The organism is Cupriavidus sp. SK-4 (assembly GCF_000611125.1).
GTDB classification, from domain to species: Bacteria; Pseudomonadota; Gammaproteobacteria; order Burkholderiales; family Burkholderiaceae; genus Cupriavidus; species Cupriavidus necator.
Map to the genome: position 1 here is coordinate 22651 of NZ_JFJW01000019.1, position 15001 is coordinate 37651.

The following is a 15001-nucleotide window of genomic DNA, read 5'->3' on the forward strand; positions in this document are numbered from 1 at the left end:
TGCGGTAGATCAAGCGCCTTCACGTGATCCCCTGCACCACCCAGCCTGGCCTTCCCTCGCTTCCTCCCGACTTCCCGGCTTCCCCACTTGATCATTTGATGCAGCCCCTCCCGGCCGCGCATCGGCCCGAAGTTGCCCGATGCTGCACCGCGCCAGCGATTTTTCCCTGCCAGATCAAGTCTTCACACCTATGTTGCCCACGCACGCTGCTGCGCCGCAGGGCAATCCCATCCGCATCTGCTCGCTGCCCGCAAACGCCCGCCCGGCGCGGCTTTTGATCATTTGATCAAGGCTTGCGGACAGCTTCATCAATTCATCGACAGGTTTCGCGCGGACCTTTTCGGGTTAACGCGCACGCTCGCCACCGCCAATTCCCCGCAACCCTTGTCCCACAACGCTTCGCGCTCGCTGGCACGGTCTTCGCAGTAAGGCCTATGTCCAGCCAACGCAAAGGAGCGCGCCATGAACACCCCGTCGGTTCCCCTGTTCGAAGCCACGCCGCGCTATGTGCGGGTCGAGGGCCGCACCCCCGAAGGGTTTGTGCAGTTCGCCTTCAGCGTGGCCGACCCAGAGCTCAACGTCGAACTGATCATGCCGGAGCCGATGTTCGAAGCCTTCTGCTGCGTCAATCGCGTGCGCTTCCTGCCGCCGCTGGAAGCCGCGCCGCAGCCGCAAGCCGACGACTGACGCCGCAGCCACCGCATCACAAAGAGAGAAGGGATACAGGAGACCAAGCGATGCAAGTCGATATCAAGACCCAGCAGATCCAGCCGCTGCGCCAGACCTACGGCCATGTCGCGCGCCGCTTCGGCGACAAGCCGGCGTCGCGCTACCAGGAGGCGACCTACGACGTGCAGTCGGAGGTGAACTTCCACTACCGCCCGACCTGGGACCCCGGATTTGAGCTGTATGACAAGCGCCGCACAGCAATCCTGATGCAGGACTGGTACGCGCTGAAGGACCCGCGCCAGTTCTACTACGGCGCCTACGTTACCGCGCGTGGGCGCCAGCAGGATGCAACCGAGAAGAGCTTTGCCTTCGTCGAGAAGCGCGGGCTGCTGCAGGCGCTGCCGGCCGAATGGCAGGAACGCCTGGCCACCGGCCTGCTGCCGCTGCGCCATGTGGAGTGGGGCGCCAACATGAACAACTTCTACTGCGCCGACTATGGCTGGGGCACGGCCATCACGCAGGCCTGCACCTATTGCGCGATGGACCGCCTGGGCATCGCCCAATACCTGTCGCGCATCGGCATGCTGCTGGACGGCAATACCGGCGTGGCGCTGGAGCGTGCCAGGGTGGCCTGGCTGGAGAGTGCCGCGTGGCAGCCGCTGCGCCGCTTTGTCGAGCACACCTTTGTCACCGAGGACTGGTTCGAGACCTTCGTCGCCCAGAACCTGGTGCTCGACGGACTGCTCTACCCGCTGGTCTACCAGCATGCCGACGCGGTAATCGCGCGCGCCTGCGGCACCGGGCTGGCGGTGCTGACCGAATTCATGAACGACTGGCGCGACGAGCACGCACGCTGGGTCGATGCCGTGATCCAGGCCGCCGCGGCCGAGTCCGACGCCAACCGCGTGCTGCTGTCTGGCTGGGCGCGCGCCGCCTGCGCAGAGGTGGCGCAGGCGCTGGTGCCGGTGGCTGACGCGCTCACCGGCGAGGACGGCGCGCAGATGGTGGCGCTGTGCCGCGAGCAGTTCGAAGTCCGCCTGGGCAAGCTCGGCCTGGCTGCCTGATCCGCCCACAACGAACCCCACGGAGACACGCCATGTCAGCCACCGCTGCCAACGTCTACATCGCCCTGCAGAACAACGACGACACCCGACCCATCATCGACGCCATCACTGAGGCCAACCCGCATGCGGTGGTGTCGCAGTTTCCCGCCATGGTCAAGATCGACGCCCCCGGCCACCTGACCATCGTGCGCGAACTGGTGGCCGGCAAGCTCGGCCGCGACTGGGACCTGCAGGAGATCCACCTGAACCTGATCTCGCTGTGCGGAAACATCGACGAAGACGAAGACGCCTTCACGCTGCGCTGGAACGCCTGACACCGCAGCGGCATAGAGAACATCACGGAGACATCATGGACGCACGCAAGAAGCTCAACCTGCGCGAGAAGTACGCCTCGATGACGCGGGACCTGGCCTGGGAAACGACCTACGAGCCGATGGACAAGGTCTTCCCGTTCGACAAGTACGAGGGCATCCGCATCCACGACTGGGACAAATGGGAAGACCCGTTCCGCATGACCATGGATGCCTACTGGAAATACCAGTCGGAGAAAGAGCGCAAGCTGTACGCGATCATCGACTCGTTCGTGCAGAACAACGGCCACCTGAACGTATCCGATCCGCGCTACCTGAACGCGCTGCGGCTGTTCCTGACCGGCGTGACGCCGCTGGAATACGCTGCCCACCGCGGCTACGCGCACCTGGGCCGGCATTTCCGCGGCGCCGGCGCGCGCGTGGCGGCGCAGATGCAGTCGGTCGACGAGCTGCGCCACGCCCAGACCCAGCTGCACACGCTGTCGGTCTACAACAAGTACTTCCACGGCTTTGGCGAATGGCGCCACATGCACGACCGGGTCTGGTACCTGTCGGTGCCCAAGTCCTACTTCGAGGACGCGATGAGCGCGGGGCCGTTCGAGTTCATCACCGCGATCTCGTTCTCGTTCGAGTATGTGCTGACCAACCTGCTGTTCATGCCGTTCATGTCGGGCGCCGCCTACAACGGCGACATGGCCACGGTGACCTTCGGCTTCTCCGCGCAGTCCGACGAGTCGCGCCACATGACGCTGGGCCTGGAAGTGGTCAAGTTCCTGTGCGAGCAGGACCCCGGCAATATCCCGATCCTGCAGAAGTGGCTGGACAAGTGGTTCTGGCGCGGCTTCCGCCTGCTCACGCTGGTCGGCATGATGATGGACTACATGCTGCCCAAGCGCGTGATGTCGTGGGCCGAGGCCTGGGAGATGTACTTCGAGCAGGCGGGCGGGGCGCTGTTCAAGGACCTGGAGCGCTACGGCCTGCGCATGCCCAAGTACCACGAAGTGGCCACCAAGACCAAGGACCGCATCACGCACGAAGCCTGGGCCACCTTCTACAACTACGCGGGCGCGGCCGGCTTCCACACCTGGGTGCCCAAGGCCGACGAGATGGCATGGCTGGCCGAGAAATATCCGCAGACCTTCGAGCGCTACTACAAGCCGCGCCTGGACCACTGGCAGGAGCGCCAGCAGGCCGGCGACCGCTTCTACAACGCCACGCTGCCGATGCTGTGCCAGACCTGCCAGATCCCGATGGTGTTCTCGGAGCCGGACGACCCGACCCAGACCTGCTACCGCGAAAGCAGCTACCACGGCATGAAGTTCCATTTCTGCTCGGACGGCTGCAAGGACATCTTCGACGACGAGCCCGCCAAGTACGCGCAGGCCTGGCTGCCGGTGCACCAGATCTACCAGGGCAACTGCGGCGGCGCCACGCTGGAGGACGTGCTCAAGTGGTACCGGCTGAACCCGGGTGCTGACAACCTGGACTTCGAGGGCTCGCAGGACCAGCGCAACTGGAACGCGTGGAAGGGCATCGGGCCTGCCGCCGACGCCGCCTGAAGCGGCCCCATCAAAAGACAAGGAGACAACCATGCCCGTCGTATCCATCGGCGACTACGCCTTCGAGGCGGCCGACCGCGAGGCCGTGTTCCACGGCAACCGCCTGCTCTATATCGGCTGGGACGGCCACCTGCTGTTCTGCGCCCCGCATTGCCTCCCGTTCCCGCCATTGATGCCGCTGCGCGAGGTGGTGGACAAGGTGCTGCCCGGCGTCTACGGCTACCACCCCGACTTTGCCCGCATCGACTGGGGCCAGGTGCAGTGGCTGCGCGGCGGCCAGCCCTGGCAGCCGGAACTGGACCGCTCGCTGGAAGAGAACGGCCTGGGCCACAAGGACGTGATCCGCTTCCGCACGCCGGGGCTGGACGGCATCGGCGGCAGCCGCAGCTGAGGCGCATGGTCGAACGCACCACCGGAAGGAGACCAAGATGTATTCGCTGACCATTGAACCGATCGGGCAGACAATCCCCATCGCTCCGGGGCAGACCGTGCTGGATGCCTGCCTGCGCAACGGCGTGTGGCTGCCTCATGCCTGCTGCCACGGCCTGTGCGCCACCTGCAAGGTGCAGGTGGTGGACGGCGAGGTCGAGCAGGGCGAGGCCTCCAGCTTCGCGCTGATGGATTTCGAGCGTGACAACGGCCAGTGCCTGGCCTGCTGCGCGACCGCGCAGTCGGACCTGGTGATCGAGGCCGACATCGAGGAAGACGCCGATGCGCTGGGCCTGCCGCTGGCCGACTATCGCGCCGAGGTTGTCGAGACGCGCGCCCTGACGCCCACCATCCTGGGCATCTGGCTGCGTGTGAAGAATGGCGGACGCACGGCATTCCAGGCTGGTCAGTATGTCAACCTGACCGTGCCGGGCTGCGACCAGCCGCGCGCGTTCTCGCTGGCCAACGCGCCGGGCGACGACCTGGTCGAGCTGCACGTGCGGCGCGTGCCGGACGGGCAGGCCACCGGCTACCTGCACGACCAGTTGGCGGTCGGCGATGAACTGTCGTTCTCAGCGCCCTATGGCCGCTTCTTCGTGCGCAAGTCGGCGCAGGTGCCGATGCTGTTCCTGGCGGGCGGCTCCGGCCTGTCCAGCCCGCGCGCGATGATCCTGGACCTGCTGGCCGCCGGCGAGGCCCTGCCGATCACGCTGGTGCAGGGCGCGCGCAACCGCGGCGAGCTGTACTACGACGCCGAGTTCCAGGCGCTGGCGCAGGCCCACCCCAACTTCCGCTACGTGCCCGCGCTGTCGGACGAACCCGCCGACAGCGGCTGGAGCGGCGCGCGCGGCTACGTGCACGACGTGTTGCAGCAGCTCTACGCGCAAGACGGCAATGCCGACTTCCGCGGCCACAAGGCCTACCTGTGCGGGCCGCCGCCGATGATCGAGGCCTGCATCCGCACGCTGATGCAGGGCCGGCTGTTCGAGGCGGATATCCACACCGAAAAGTTCCTGTCCGCGGCCGATGCGCAGAACAGCGCGCGCAGTCCGCTGTTCAAGATCTGAGGAGGCCGGCCATGCATACCGTCGAGATCGCCGGCAGCGGGCTGCGCTACCCCTGCGCGCCGGAGCAGAACCTGCTGCGGGCCATGGAAGTGCTGGGCCAGCGCGGCATCCCCGCCGGCTGCCGCGGCGGCGGCTGCGGCGTGTGCAAGGTCCGCATCGAGGCCGGCGACTACCACGCCGGCAAGATGAGCCGCGCCTGCCTGTCCGAAGCGGAGCAGCGCGACGGGCTGGTGCTGGCCTGCAAGACCTTTCCGGACAGCGACATCCGCCTGCGGCCGGTAGCCCTGCTGCAGCGCTGCCTGGAAAAGCAGCGCCGGCGCGAACGGGGCTGGTAGCAAGCAAACGAAGCACAAGCAAGGAAGGTGGCACCCACACAACGCCACCCCACCACACCAGGAGACCCATCATGGCATTGACAGGCGTATTGCGACCGGGGCATGTAGCCCTGCGCGTGCTGGAGCTGGAACCGGCGCTGAAACACTACACCGAGGTACTCGGCTTGATCGAAACCGCGCGCGATGCGCAGGGCCGGGTGTTCCTGAAGGCATGGGACGAGCACGACCACCACAGCGTGGTGCTGCGCGAGGCCGACAGCCCGGGCATGGACTACATGGGTTTTCGGGTCGACAGCGGCCACACGCTGGAGCGGCTGGCGCAGGAGGTGGAGCAATCCGGCCTGGCTACCGATTGCCAGTGGATCGCCGCGGGCGAGCACCCGCATACCGGCGTGCGCTTTCGCTTCACCATCCCGACAGGGCATGCGATCGAACTCTTTGCCGACAAGGACAAGCTTGGCTGCAAGACCGGCGACCTCAATCCCGACCCCTGGCCGGACGACCTGCGCGGCATGGCGCCCAGCCGCTTCGACCACTGCCTGCTGTATGGCGACGATGTCGACGGCACCGTCAAGTTGTTCCGCGACGTGCTGGGCTTTTCTCTGGCCGAGCAGGTGGTGGCCGGCCCCGACGGCGAGATGCTGATCGGTGCCTTCCTGACCTGCTCGAACAAGGCGCACGACATCGCCTTCATCCGCCACCCGGAGAAGAACCGCTTCCATCATGCATCGTTCCTGCTCGACAACTGGGGCGAGGTGCTGAAGGCGGCCGACATCATCTCCAAGAAGGATGTGTCGCTCGACATCGGCCCGACCCGGCACGGCATTACGCGTGGCGCGACGATCTACTTCTTCGATCCCTCCGGCAACCGCAACGAGGTGTTCTCCGGCGGCTATATCCACTACCCGGACAAGCCCACCATTACCTGGACCGACAACGAGCTGGGGCGCGCGATCTTCTATCACGACAGGAAGCTGAACGAAGCGTTCTTGAATGTGCTGACCTGAGCGCGAACGCTCGCCTCCCGCTGGTTTGCTCCCCTCTCCCGCTTGCGGGAGAGCGAGCACCCAATCGATGAGCGGAGGATTGCCGTGCACGAATGCTTCAATACCAGAGAACCAACATGAAAGACTTCAAGAACTTCATCAACGGCGAGTGGGTCGGCACCGCGCGGACCTTCGACAACCGCAATCCGGCCGACAACAGCCTGATCGGCCACGTGCACGAGGCCGGCCAGTCCGAGGTCGACGCCGCGGTGCAGGCCGCGCGCCGTGCGCTGCAAGGGCCGTGGGGCCGCATGACGGTGGCGCAGCGGGTCGAGCTGCTGCACGCGGTGGCCGACGGCATCAACCGCCGCTTCGACGAATTCGTGCAGGCCGAGATCGCCGATACCGGCAAGCCCTTCGGGCTGGCCAGCCATATCGACATCCCGCGCGGTGCGGCCAACTTCAAGGTCTTTGCCGACCTGATCCGCAACGTGCCCACCGAGAGCTTTGCCATGGACACGCCCGATGGCGGCAAGGCCATCAACTACGCGGTGCGCAGCCCACGCGGCGTGATCGGCGTGGTGTGCCCGTGGAACCTGCCACTGCTGCTGATGACATGGAAGGTCGGGCCGGCGCTGGCCTGCGGCAATACCGTGGTGGTCAAGCCCTCGGAGGAGACCCCCGCCACCGCGACGCTGCTGGGCGAAGTGATGAACGAGGCCGGCGTGCCGCCCGGCGTCTACAACGTGGTGCACGGCTTTGGTCCGGATTCGGCCGGTGCGTTCCTGACCGCGCACCCGAAGGTCAACGGCATTACCTTCACCGGCGAGACCCGCACCGGCGAGGCCATCATGAAGGCCGCGGCCAACGGCGTGCGGCCGGTGTCGTTCGAGCTGGGCGGCAAGAACGCGGGCATCGTGTTTGCCGATGCGGACTTCGACAAGGCCGTGGCCGGCATCACGCGCTCGGCGTTCGAGAACAGCGGGCAGGTGTGCCTGGGCACCGAGCGTGTCTACGTGCAGCGGCCGATCTTCGAGCGTTTTGTCGCCGCGCTGAAGGCGAAGGCCGAGGGCCTGAAGCTGGGCCGGCCCAGCGGGCCCGGCGTGAACATGGGTCCGCTGGTGTCGCACGAGCACCGCGACAAGGTGCTGTCCTACTACCGCAAGGCCGCCGAAGCCGGCGCCACCGTGGTCACCGGCGGTGGCGTGCCGCAGATGCGGGGGGCGCTGGCCGAAGGCGCCTGGGTGCAGCCCACCATCTGGACCGGCCTGCCGGAAAGCGCCGCCGTGATCCGCGAGGAGATCTTCGGGCCCTGCTGCCATATCGCCCCGTTCGACACCGAAGAGGAAGTCATCGCGCTGGCCAACGACACCCCGTACGGCCTGGCCGCCACGGTCTGGACCGGCGACCTCGGCACCGCGCACCGCATGGGCAGCGCGCTGGACGTTGGCATCTGCTGGATCAATGCCTGGTTCCTGCGCGACCTGCGCACCGCCTTTGGCGGCGCCAGGCAGTCTGGCATCGGCCGCGAGGGCGGTGTCCATTCGCTCGAGTTCTACACCGAGCTGCGCAACGTCTGCGTCCGCCTGTGAGGTCCCGTCATGCATAACGAACTTATCCTTGAGATCGGCGCCAGCCTGCACCAGGCGCTGGCCTCCCGTCGCCCGGTGGCGCCGCTGACCGAATCGTGGCCGGAGCTGAGCATCGACGATGCCTACCGCATCCAGCTGGCCATGGTGCAGCACCGGCTCGACGCCGGCGAGCGCGTGGTCGGCAAGAAGATCGGTGTGACCAGCCGCGTGGTGATGGACATGCTCGACGTGCGCCAGCCCGACTTTGGCCACTTGCTGTCCGGCATGGTCTACCCCGACGGCGCGGCGATTCCCGCCGACACCCTGATCGCGCCCAAGGCCGAAGGCGAGATTGCCTTCGTGCTGAAGGAAGACCTGGAGGGCCCGGGCGTGACCAATGCCGACGTGCTGCGCGCCACCGCCTACGTGCTGCCTTGCTTCGAGATCGTCGATTCGCGCATCCGCGACTGGAAGATCCGCATCCAGGACACCGTGGCTGACAACGCATCGTCAGGCGTGTTCGTGCTGGGCGACGCCGCGGTGGACGCGCGCAGCGTGGACCTGGGCACGGTCGGCATGACGCTGGAGAAGAACGGCGAGATCGTCGCCACCGGCGCCGGCGCGGCCGCGCTCGGGCATCCCGTCAATGCGGTGGCGTGGCTGGCCAATACGCTTGGCCGGCTGGGCATTGGCCTGAAGCGGGGCGAGGTGATCCTGTCCGGCTCTCTTGCCGCGATGGTGCCCGTAACCGCCGGCGACCAGCTGCGCATCAGCCTGGGCGGCATCGGCTCGGCCGGTGTGCGCTTCGTCTGAGCCCGACCCCTTTTTCAATTCAGCGCAGGACAACCCATGAACCTGACACAAGACACCATTGCCCGGCTCGCCGAGCACCTGGAGAACGCCGAGCTGCAACGCGAGGCGGTGCGCAAGATCACGGACGAATACCCGGACATGGACTGGGACGACGCCTACGCCATCCAGGACGCCATCCGCGCGCGCAAGGAGGCGCGCGGCACCCGTATCGCCGGGCTCAAGATGGGCCTGACTTCGTTCGCCAAGATGCGCCAGATGGGCGTGAGCGACCCGGTGTACGGCTTTCTCACCGACTATGGCGCCTGCATGGACGGGGCCGCTATCGATACCGGCACGCTGATCCACCCCAAGGTGGAGGCCGAGATCGCCTTCGTGCTGAAGGCGCCGCTCAAGGGGCCTGGCTGCCATATCGGCGACGTGCTGGCCGCGACGGACTTCGTGGTGCCGGCGGTGGAGGTGATCGACTCGCGCTACGAGAACTTCCGCTTCGACCTGAAGAGCGTGATTGCCGACAACACCTCGTCGGCGCGCTTCGTCGTGGGCGGCACGCACCGCGGCGCCGAGGGGCTGGACCTGAAGAACCTGGGCGTGGTGCTGGAGAAGAACGGCGAGGTCGTGGCCACGGCGGCGGGTGCGGCGGTGCTGGGGCACCCGGCCAACAGCGTCGCCATGCTGGCCAACATGCTGGGCGCGCGCGGGCGCGAGCTGCCGGCGGGCACGTTCATCATGACCGGCGGCGTGACCGAGGCTATCGCGGTGGCGGCTGGCGACAACATCACCGTTCGCTACCAGCACCTGGGCACGGTATCGATGCGCTTCACCTGACCCACGCACCAAGGAGACACACCATGCCAATCATGCAGGTCTTCCTGATCGAAGGCCGTACCGACGAACAGAAGGCGCGCCTGATCCGTGCGCTCACCGATGCCGCGGTCGAAGCGGTGGGCGCGCCGGTGGAAACCGTGCGCGTGATGATCACCGAGGTGCCGAAGGCGCAGTTCGGCATCGGCGGCAAGACCGCCAGGGAACTGGGCCGCTGACGCCCACGCGAAAAGGACAACGACATGGACATGAAAGCAAGCGGCCGCCACAAGGTGGCCATCATCGGGTCCGGCAATATCGGCACCGACCTGATGATCAAGGTGATGCGCCACGGCCGGAGCCTGGAGATGGGCGCCATGGTGGGCATCGATGCCGCGTCGGACGGGCTGGCCCGCGCCGCGCGCCTGGGCGTGGCGACCACGGCCGAGGGCATCGACGGGCTGGTCGACATGCCGGGCTTTGGCGATATCCGCATCGCCTTCGATGCCACCTCGGCGGGCGCCCATGCGCACCACAACCGCGTGCTGCAGCAGCACGGCGTGCGGGTGATCGACCTGACGCCGGCGTCGATCGGCCCGTACGTGGTGCCCGTGGTCAACCTGGACCAGCACCTGGACGCCCCCAACATCAATATGGTCACCTGCGGCGGCCAGGCCACCATCCCCATGGTGGCGGCGGTGTCGCGCGTGGCCAACGTGCACTACGCCGAGATCGTGGCGTCGATCTCGAGCAGGTCGGCCGGGCCCGGCACGCGCGCCAATATCGACGAGTTCACCGAGACCACCAGCCAGGCGCTGTGCTCGGTGGGCGGCGCCGCGCGCGGAAAGGCCATCATCGTGCTCAACCCGGCGGAACCGCCGCTGATGATGCGCGACACGGTCTTCACCTTGTCGGAGGACGGTGATGAAGCGGAAATTGCGGCGAGCGTCGAAGCGATGGCGCAGGCAGTGCAGGGCTACGTACCGGGTTACCGGCTCAAGCAGCGCGTGCAGTTCGAGCGTATCGCCGCGTCGGCGCCATTGAATATCCCCGGCCTGGGACCGATGAGCGGGCTCAAGACCTCGATCTTCCTGGAAGTGGAGGGCGCCGCCCACTACCTGCCGGCCTATGCCGGCAACCTCGACATCATGACCAGCGCCGCACTGGCATGCGCCGAGCGCCTGGCCGAGACCCGGCTGTCCGCATGAGCCGCAGGGAGACCAACATGACCGCACAACCTACCAAGAAGCTCTACATCTCCGACGTGACGCTGCGCGACGGCAGCCACGCTATCCGCCACCAGTACAGCCTGGACCACGTGCGCCGCATCGCGGCCGCGCTCGACGCCGCGCGCGTGGATTCGATCGAGGTCGCGCACGGCGACGGGCTGTCGGGCTCCAGCTTCAACTACGGCTTTGGCGCCCATACCGACCTGGAATGGATCGCCGCCGTGGCCGAGACCGTGCGCCATGCCCGCGTGGCCACGCTGCTGCTGCCGGGCGTGGGCACCGTGCACGACCTGCGCGCCGCCTATGATGCCGGCGCGCGCGTGGTGCGCGTGGCCACGCACTGCACCGAAGCCGATGTCTCGCGCCAGCACATCGAATATGCGCGCGAACTCGGCATGGACACCGTCGGCTTCCTGATGATGAGCCACATGACCACGCCCGCGGCGCTGGCGCAGCAGGCGAAGCTGATGGAAAGCTACGGCGCCCAGTGCGTGTATGTGGTCGATTCCGGCGGCGCGCTGGGCATGCAGGACGTGCGCGAGCGCTTCCGCGCCTTCAAGGACGTGCTCAGGCCGGAAACCCAGACCGGCATGCACGCCCATCACAACCTGAGCCTGGGCGTGGCCAATTCCATCGTCGCGGTGGAAGAGGGCTGCGACCGCGTCGACGCCAGCCTGGCCGGCATGGGTGCCGGCGCCGGCAACGCGCCGCTGGAAGTCTTTATCGCCGCGGCCGAACGCCTGGGCTGGCAGCACGGCTGCGACCTCTACACGCTGATGGATGCCGCCGACGACATCGTGCGCCCGTTGCAGGACCGCCCGGTGCGCGTCGACCGCGAGACCCTGGCGCTGGGCTACGCCGGGGTCTATTCCAGCTTCCTGCGCCATGCCGAGGCCGCCGCGGCGCGCTATGGCCTGGGCACGGTCGACATCCTGGTCGAGTTGGGGCGGCGGCGCATGGTGGGCGGGCAGGAAGACATGATCGTGGATGTGGCGCTGGACTTGCTGGCGCGGCGCAGTGCGCAGGCGGGGCAGGGCGTGTCGTCGGCGGCGGTGGCCTGAACGTCGGCAGGGGCGGTCGTTGCGGCGCGGCCCGCGCCGCAACGATCGCCAGCATTGGCCGCTCACGTCCATGGCCCAGGGCCGGCTGCGCGGGCGACCTGCGCGTCAGTCGGTCCCCGTGCGCCCACGCCCTCTTGCGTTATTCGCTCATGTGTGATTCAAGGCGCACCCTGAATCCAGCCCCACAACAGGCAATCCTCCAACCCCCTCTCTCGTAGGGATCAGTTCGGCCCGTCGCGTCCGTTAGCCAGCGCAACAACGAGCACGGATAGCAGACATTCGCGGGGGCACTACCCTGCCGATCGCGAACGCCGGGCCGACCAGCAGGAACGGGCGCGCAGTGGCATGCAGCTGTGGGGCATGCAAGATGGATCCATAACAAACGAAGCGCATACGTCTTATTGGACGGTGAGGGGAGCGATCATGAATTTCAGGAGTCTGTCTATCCGCACGCGGCTGCTGGCCGGGTTCGGCACGCTGGCGGGCATGGTGCTGGTGGTGTCGGCGTATTCGCTGCATGCGCTCGGCGATGCGACCGCGGGTTTCAATGACTATTTGAACGGGCTGAATGCCCGCGCGGACATGGCCGCGCAGGTGCGCAGCGCGGTGGACCGGCGTGCCATCGCGGCGCGCAACCTGGTGCTGGTGACCGACGCGGGCGAGCTGGAGCGCGAAAAGGCCGAGGCCCTGCGCGCGCACCAGGACGTGCAGACCCGGCTGGCGCGGCTGACCGAGATGGTGCGCCAGTCCGGCATCAGCGACGACGCGCGCAAGCTGGTGGAGGATGTGGTGAAGGTCGAGGCCCAGTACGGCCCGGTCGCCACGGGCATCGTCGGCCTGGCGGTGGAGCGCAAGATCGAGGAAGCCGTCTCCCGTATCGACAAGCAATGCCGCCCCTTGCTGGCGGCGTTGATCAAGGCGACCGACGCCTACGCCGAGTTCACCCTGGCGCGCCAGAAGGAAATGGAGCACAGGCTGGAGGCGGATTATGAGCGCCAGCGCAACCTGCTGATCCTGATTTCACTGGTATCGGCGGCCATTGCTGTTGTTGGCGGCTTGCTGGTCACGCGTGCCATCACGCGGCCGATCCAGCGCGCCGTGGACGTGGCCGGCACCGTGGCCAGCGGCGACCTGGGCGCGCGCATCGAGGTGGATCGCGATGACGAGACCGGTCGCCTGCTTGCCGCGCTGCGCGACATGAACGAGCGCCTTACCGCCACCGTCACCCAGGTGCGTGCAGGCAGCGGCAATATTGCCGTGAGCACCAGCGAGATCGCGCGCGGCAACGCAGACCTGAGCAGCCGCACCGAGGAACAGGCGGCGTCGCTGGAAGAAACCGCGGCCAGCATGGAAGAGCTGACCGAGACCGTGCGCCAGAATACCGACAACGCCCGCCAGGCCAGCGAGCTGGCGCGCAGCGCGGCCGACGTGGCGCAGCGCGGCAGCGCCACGGTGCAGCGCGTGGTCGGCACGATGCAGGACATCAGTGCCAGTTCGTCAAAGATCGCCGAGATCACCGGCATCATCGAAGGCATTGCCTTCCAGACCAACATCCTGGCGCTGAACGCGGCGGTGGAGGCTGCGCGTGCAGGCGAGCAGGGCCGCGGCTTTGCCGTGGTGGCCAGCGAGGTGCGCGGCCTGGCGCAGCGCTCATCGAGCGCGGCCAAGGAGATCAAGGACCTGATCGAGGCGTCGGGACGCCAGGTGCACGACGGTGCGTCGCTGGCGGCAGAGGCCGGCCAGACCATGGCCGAGGTGACCCAGGCGGTGGCGCGCGTGACCGGCATCGTGGAAGAGATTGCCACGGCGTCGGCCGAACAGACCCGCGGCATCGAGCAGGTCAACCAGGCCATCGTGCAGATCGACCAGGTGACGCAGCAGAACGCGTCGCTGGTGAACGAAGCTGCCAACGCGTCGCGCGCGCTGGAAGAGCAGGGCCGTGAGCTCACTGAGGTGGTGGCGTTTTTCCGCCTGCCGGGCGAAGGCGGCGCCTCGCACCGGGGTGCCGATACGCTGGCCACGCAGCGGCGCGCGGCGCACAGGCTGGCCGCGGCATAGCGCCACGCCGGGGCGGCGTGGCTGCAAAGTGGCCCCGGGGCGGGTAAACTGGCCGGTCCCAGCCTCCTTGCCACCGCCATGACCGCCCTGCCTATCTCCTTCGACGACGTCGCTGCCGCCCACGAACGCATTCGCGCGGCGGCCCACCGCACCCCGGTGCTGACCTCCGCCACCGCTGACGCGGCCACCGGCGCGCAGCTGTTCTTCAAGGCCGAGAACTTCCAGCGCATCGGCGCTTTCAAGTTCCGCGGCGCCTACAATGCCATCGCCCAGTTCACGCCGCAGCAGAAGGCGGGCGGCGTGCTGGCGTTCTCCTCAGGCAACCATGCGCAGGCGATCGCACTGTCGGCCCGGTTGCTGGGCGTGCAGGCGGTGATCGTGATGCCGCAGGACGCCCCCGCGATCAAGATCGAAGCCACGCGCGGCTACGGCGCCGAAGTGGTGCTGTACGACCGCTACCAGGACGACCGCGAGGCGCTGGGCCGGCGCATCGCCGCCGAGCGCGGCATGACGCTGATCCCGCCATATGACCATCCGCACGTGATGGCGGGGCAGGGCACGGCCGCCAAGGAGCTGTTCGAGGAAACCGGCCCGCTGGACATGCTGGTGGTGTGCCTGGGCGGCGGCGGGCTGCTGTCTGGCTGCGCGGTGGCGGCCCAGGCGATGTCGCCCGGCTGCGCCGTGTACGGCGTCGAACCCGAGGCCGGCAACGACGGCCAGCGCAGCCTGCGCAGCGGCGAGATTGTCCGCATCGACACCCCGCGCACCATCGCCGATGGCGCGCAGACGCCGTTCCTGGGCAACCACACCTTTGCCGTGATCCGCGAACTGGTGACGGACATCGCCACGGTGTCGGATGCCGAACTGGTCGACACCATGAAGTTCTTCGCGGGGCGCATGAAGATCGTGGTCGAGCCCACCGGCTGCCTGGCTGCCGCCGCGGTGCTGCACGGCAAGCTGGATGTGAAGGGCAAGCGCGTGGGGGTCATCATCTCGGGCGGCAATGTCGACCTGGGCGCCTTCGGCAGCTTCCTGCTGGCTTGAGTCG

General features: G+C 67.5%; 16 protein-coding genes. All 16 read left to right on the top strand.

Features of this window, described 5'->3' with window-relative positions; all coding sequences use genetic code 11:
- Positions 1-462: 462 nt before the first annotated feature.
- The 16 genes from CF68_RS04265 (at position 463) to CF68_RS04340 (ending at position 14997) form a co-directional block, all read left to right on the top strand.
- The gene (locus CF68_RS04265) at positions 463-687 is read left to right on the top strand and encodes a phenol hydroxylase subunit (RefSeq protein ID WP_013952185.1); all 225 of its coding nucleotides are present in this window, start codon (positions 463-465) and stop codon (positions 685-687) included.
- A 50-nt stretch (positions 688-737) separates the two neighbouring features.
- Complete coding sequence (locus tag CF68_RS04270) at positions 738-1733, top strand: aromatic/alkene monooxygenase hydroxylase subunit beta (RefSeq protein ID WP_035816265.1); 996 nt, start codon at positions 738-740, stop codon at positions 1731-1733.
- A gap of 32 nt (positions 1734-1765) precedes the next feature.
- A complete protein-coding gene (locus CF68_RS04275; protein WP_010810419.1) occupies positions 1766-2047 on the top strand; it encodes an MmoB/DmpM family protein in 282 nt (93 codons plus the stop codon).
- Between the two features lie 35 nt (positions 2048-2082).
- Positions 2083-3603 carry an aromatic/alkene/methane monooxygenase hydroxylase/oxygenase subunit alpha gene (locus tag CF68_RS04280; protein WP_013952188.1) on the top strand — a complete coding sequence of 507 codons (1521 nt, stop codon included), beginning with the start codon at positions 2083-2085 and terminating at the stop codon, positions 3601-3603.
- Between the two features lie 31 nt (positions 3604-3634).
- On the top strand, positions 3635-3994 hold the full coding sequence (locus tag CF68_RS04285; protein WP_035816266.1) for a phenol hydroxylase subunit P4: 360 nt from the start codon (positions 3635-3637) through the stop codon (positions 3992-3994).
- A gap of 37 nt (positions 3995-4031) precedes the next feature.
- Positions 4032-5099, top strand: a complete 1068-nt coding sequence (locus tag CF68_RS04290; protein WP_035816267.1) for an NADH:ubiquinone reductase (Na(+)-transporting) subunit F — start codon at positions 4032-4034, stop codon at positions 5097-5099.
- Positions 5100-5110: 11 nt separating this feature from the next.
- On the top strand, positions 5111-5434 hold the full coding sequence (locus CF68_RS04295; protein ID WP_035816268.1) for a 2Fe-2S iron-sulfur cluster binding domain-containing protein: 324 nt from the start codon (positions 5111-5113) through the stop codon (positions 5432-5434).
- 71 nt (positions 5435-5505) lie between these two features.
- Positions 5506-6441 (top strand): catechol 2,3-dioxygenase, encoded by a 936-nt coding sequence (locus tag CF68_RS04300; protein WP_035816269.1) that lies wholly within the window; start codon positions 5506-5508, stop codon positions 6439-6441.
- Between the two features lie 116 nt (positions 6442-6557).
- A complete protein-coding gene (locus CF68_RS04305; protein ID WP_035816271.1) occupies positions 6558-8012 on the top strand; it encodes a 2-hydroxymuconic semialdehyde dehydrogenase in 1455 nt (484 codons plus the stop codon).
- A gap of 9 nt (positions 8013-8021) precedes the next feature.
- The gene (gene dmpE, locus CF68_RS04310; RefSeq protein ID WP_035816273.1) at positions 8022-8804 is read left to right on the top strand and encodes a 2-oxopent-4-enoate hydratase; all 783 of its coding nucleotides are present in this window, start codon (positions 8022-8024) and stop codon (positions 8802-8804) included.
- A gap of 36 nt (positions 8805-8840) precedes the next feature.
- Entirely contained in the window at positions 8841-9629 is a 789-nt protein-coding gene (gene dmpH, locus CF68_RS04315) for a 2-oxo-3-hexenedioate decarboxylase (RefSeq protein ID WP_035816275.1), read from the top strand.
- Entirely contained in the window at positions 9626-9844 is a 219-nt protein-coding gene (locus tag CF68_RS04320) for a 2-hydroxymuconate tautomerase (RefSeq protein WP_255351079.1), read from the top strand. The genes dmpH and CF68_RS04320 overlap by 4 nt, the downstream gene beginning before the upstream one ends.
- A 24-nt stretch (positions 9845-9868) precedes the next feature.
- A complete protein-coding gene (locus CF68_RS04325; protein ID WP_035816277.1) occupies positions 9869-10813 on the top strand; it encodes an acetaldehyde dehydrogenase (acetylating) in 945 nt (314 codons plus the stop codon).
- 17 nt (positions 10814-10830) lie between these two features.
- Positions 10831-11895, top strand: coding sequence for a 4-hydroxy-2-oxovalerate aldolase (gene dmpG / locus CF68_RS04330; protein WP_035816308.1), 1065 nt, complete (start codon positions 10831-10833; stop codon positions 11893-11895).
- A gap of 423 nt (positions 11896-12318) precedes the next feature.
- Positions 12319-13953, top strand: a complete 1635-nt coding sequence (locus CF68_RS04335; protein WP_035816279.1) for a methyl-accepting chemotaxis protein — start codon at positions 12319-12321, stop codon at positions 13951-13953.
- A gap of 78 nt (positions 13954-14031) precedes the next feature.
- Positions 14032-14997, top strand: a complete 966-nt coding sequence (locus tag CF68_RS04340; RefSeq protein WP_035816280.1) for a threo-3-hydroxy-L-aspartate ammonia-lyase — start codon at positions 14032-14034, stop codon at positions 14995-14997.
- Positions 14998-15001: the final 4 nt, after the last annotated feature.

Coding starts and splice junctions, on each gene's coding strand:
- CF68_RS04295 (WP_035816268.1), top strand. CDS start 5,111: ATGCATACCGTCGAGATCGCCGGCAGCGGGCTGCGCTACCCCTGCGCG.
- CF68_RS04275 (WP_010810419.1), top strand. CDS start 1,766: ATGTCAGCCACCGCTGCCAACGTCTACATCGCCCTGCAGAACAACGAC.
- CF68_RS04285 (WP_035816266.1), top strand. CDS start 3,635: ATGCCCGTCGTATCCATCGGCGACTACGCCTTCGAGGCGGCCGACCGC.
- CF68_RS04280 (WP_013952188.1), top strand. CDS start 2,083: ATGGACGCACGCAAGAAGCTCAACCTGCGCGAGAAGTACGCCTCGATG.
- dmpE (WP_035816273.1), top strand. CDS start 8,022: ATGCATAACGAACTTATCCTTGAGATCGGCGCCAGCCTGCACCAGGCG.
- CF68_RS04335 (WP_035816279.1), top strand. CDS start 12,319: ATGAATTTCAGGAGTCTGTCTATCCGCACGCGGCTGCTGGCCGGGTTC.
- dmpG (WP_035816308.1), top strand. CDS start 10,831: ATGACCGCACAACCTACCAAGAAGCTCTACATCTCCGACGTGACGCTG.
- CF68_RS04305 (WP_035816271.1), top strand. CDS start 6,558: ATGAAAGACTTCAAGAACTTCATCAACGGCGAGTGGGTCGGCACCGCG.
- CF68_RS04340 (WP_035816280.1), top strand. CDS start 14,032: ATGACCGCCCTGCCTATCTCCTTCGACGACGTCGCTGCCGCCCACGAA.
- CF68_RS04290 (WP_035816267.1), top strand. CDS start 4,032: ATGTATTCGCTGACCATTGAACCGATCGGGCAGACAATCCCCATCGCT.
- CF68_RS04300 (WP_035816269.1), top strand. CDS start 5,506: ATGGCATTGACAGGCGTATTGCGACCGGGGCATGTAGCCCTGCGCGTG.
- CF68_RS04270 (WP_035816265.1), top strand. CDS start 738: ATGCAAGTCGATATCAAGACCCAGCAGATCCAGCCGCTGCGCCAGACC.
- CF68_RS04325 (WP_035816277.1), top strand. CDS start 9,869: ATGGACATGAAAGCAAGCGGCCGCCACAAGGTGGCCATCATCGGGTCC.
- CF68_RS04265 (WP_013952185.1), top strand. CDS start 463: ATGAACACCCCGTCGGTTCCCCTGTTCGAAGCCACGCCGCGCTATGTG.
- dmpH (WP_035816275.1), top strand. CDS start 8,841: ATGAACCTGACACAAGACACCATTGCCCGGCTCGCCGAGCACCTGGAG.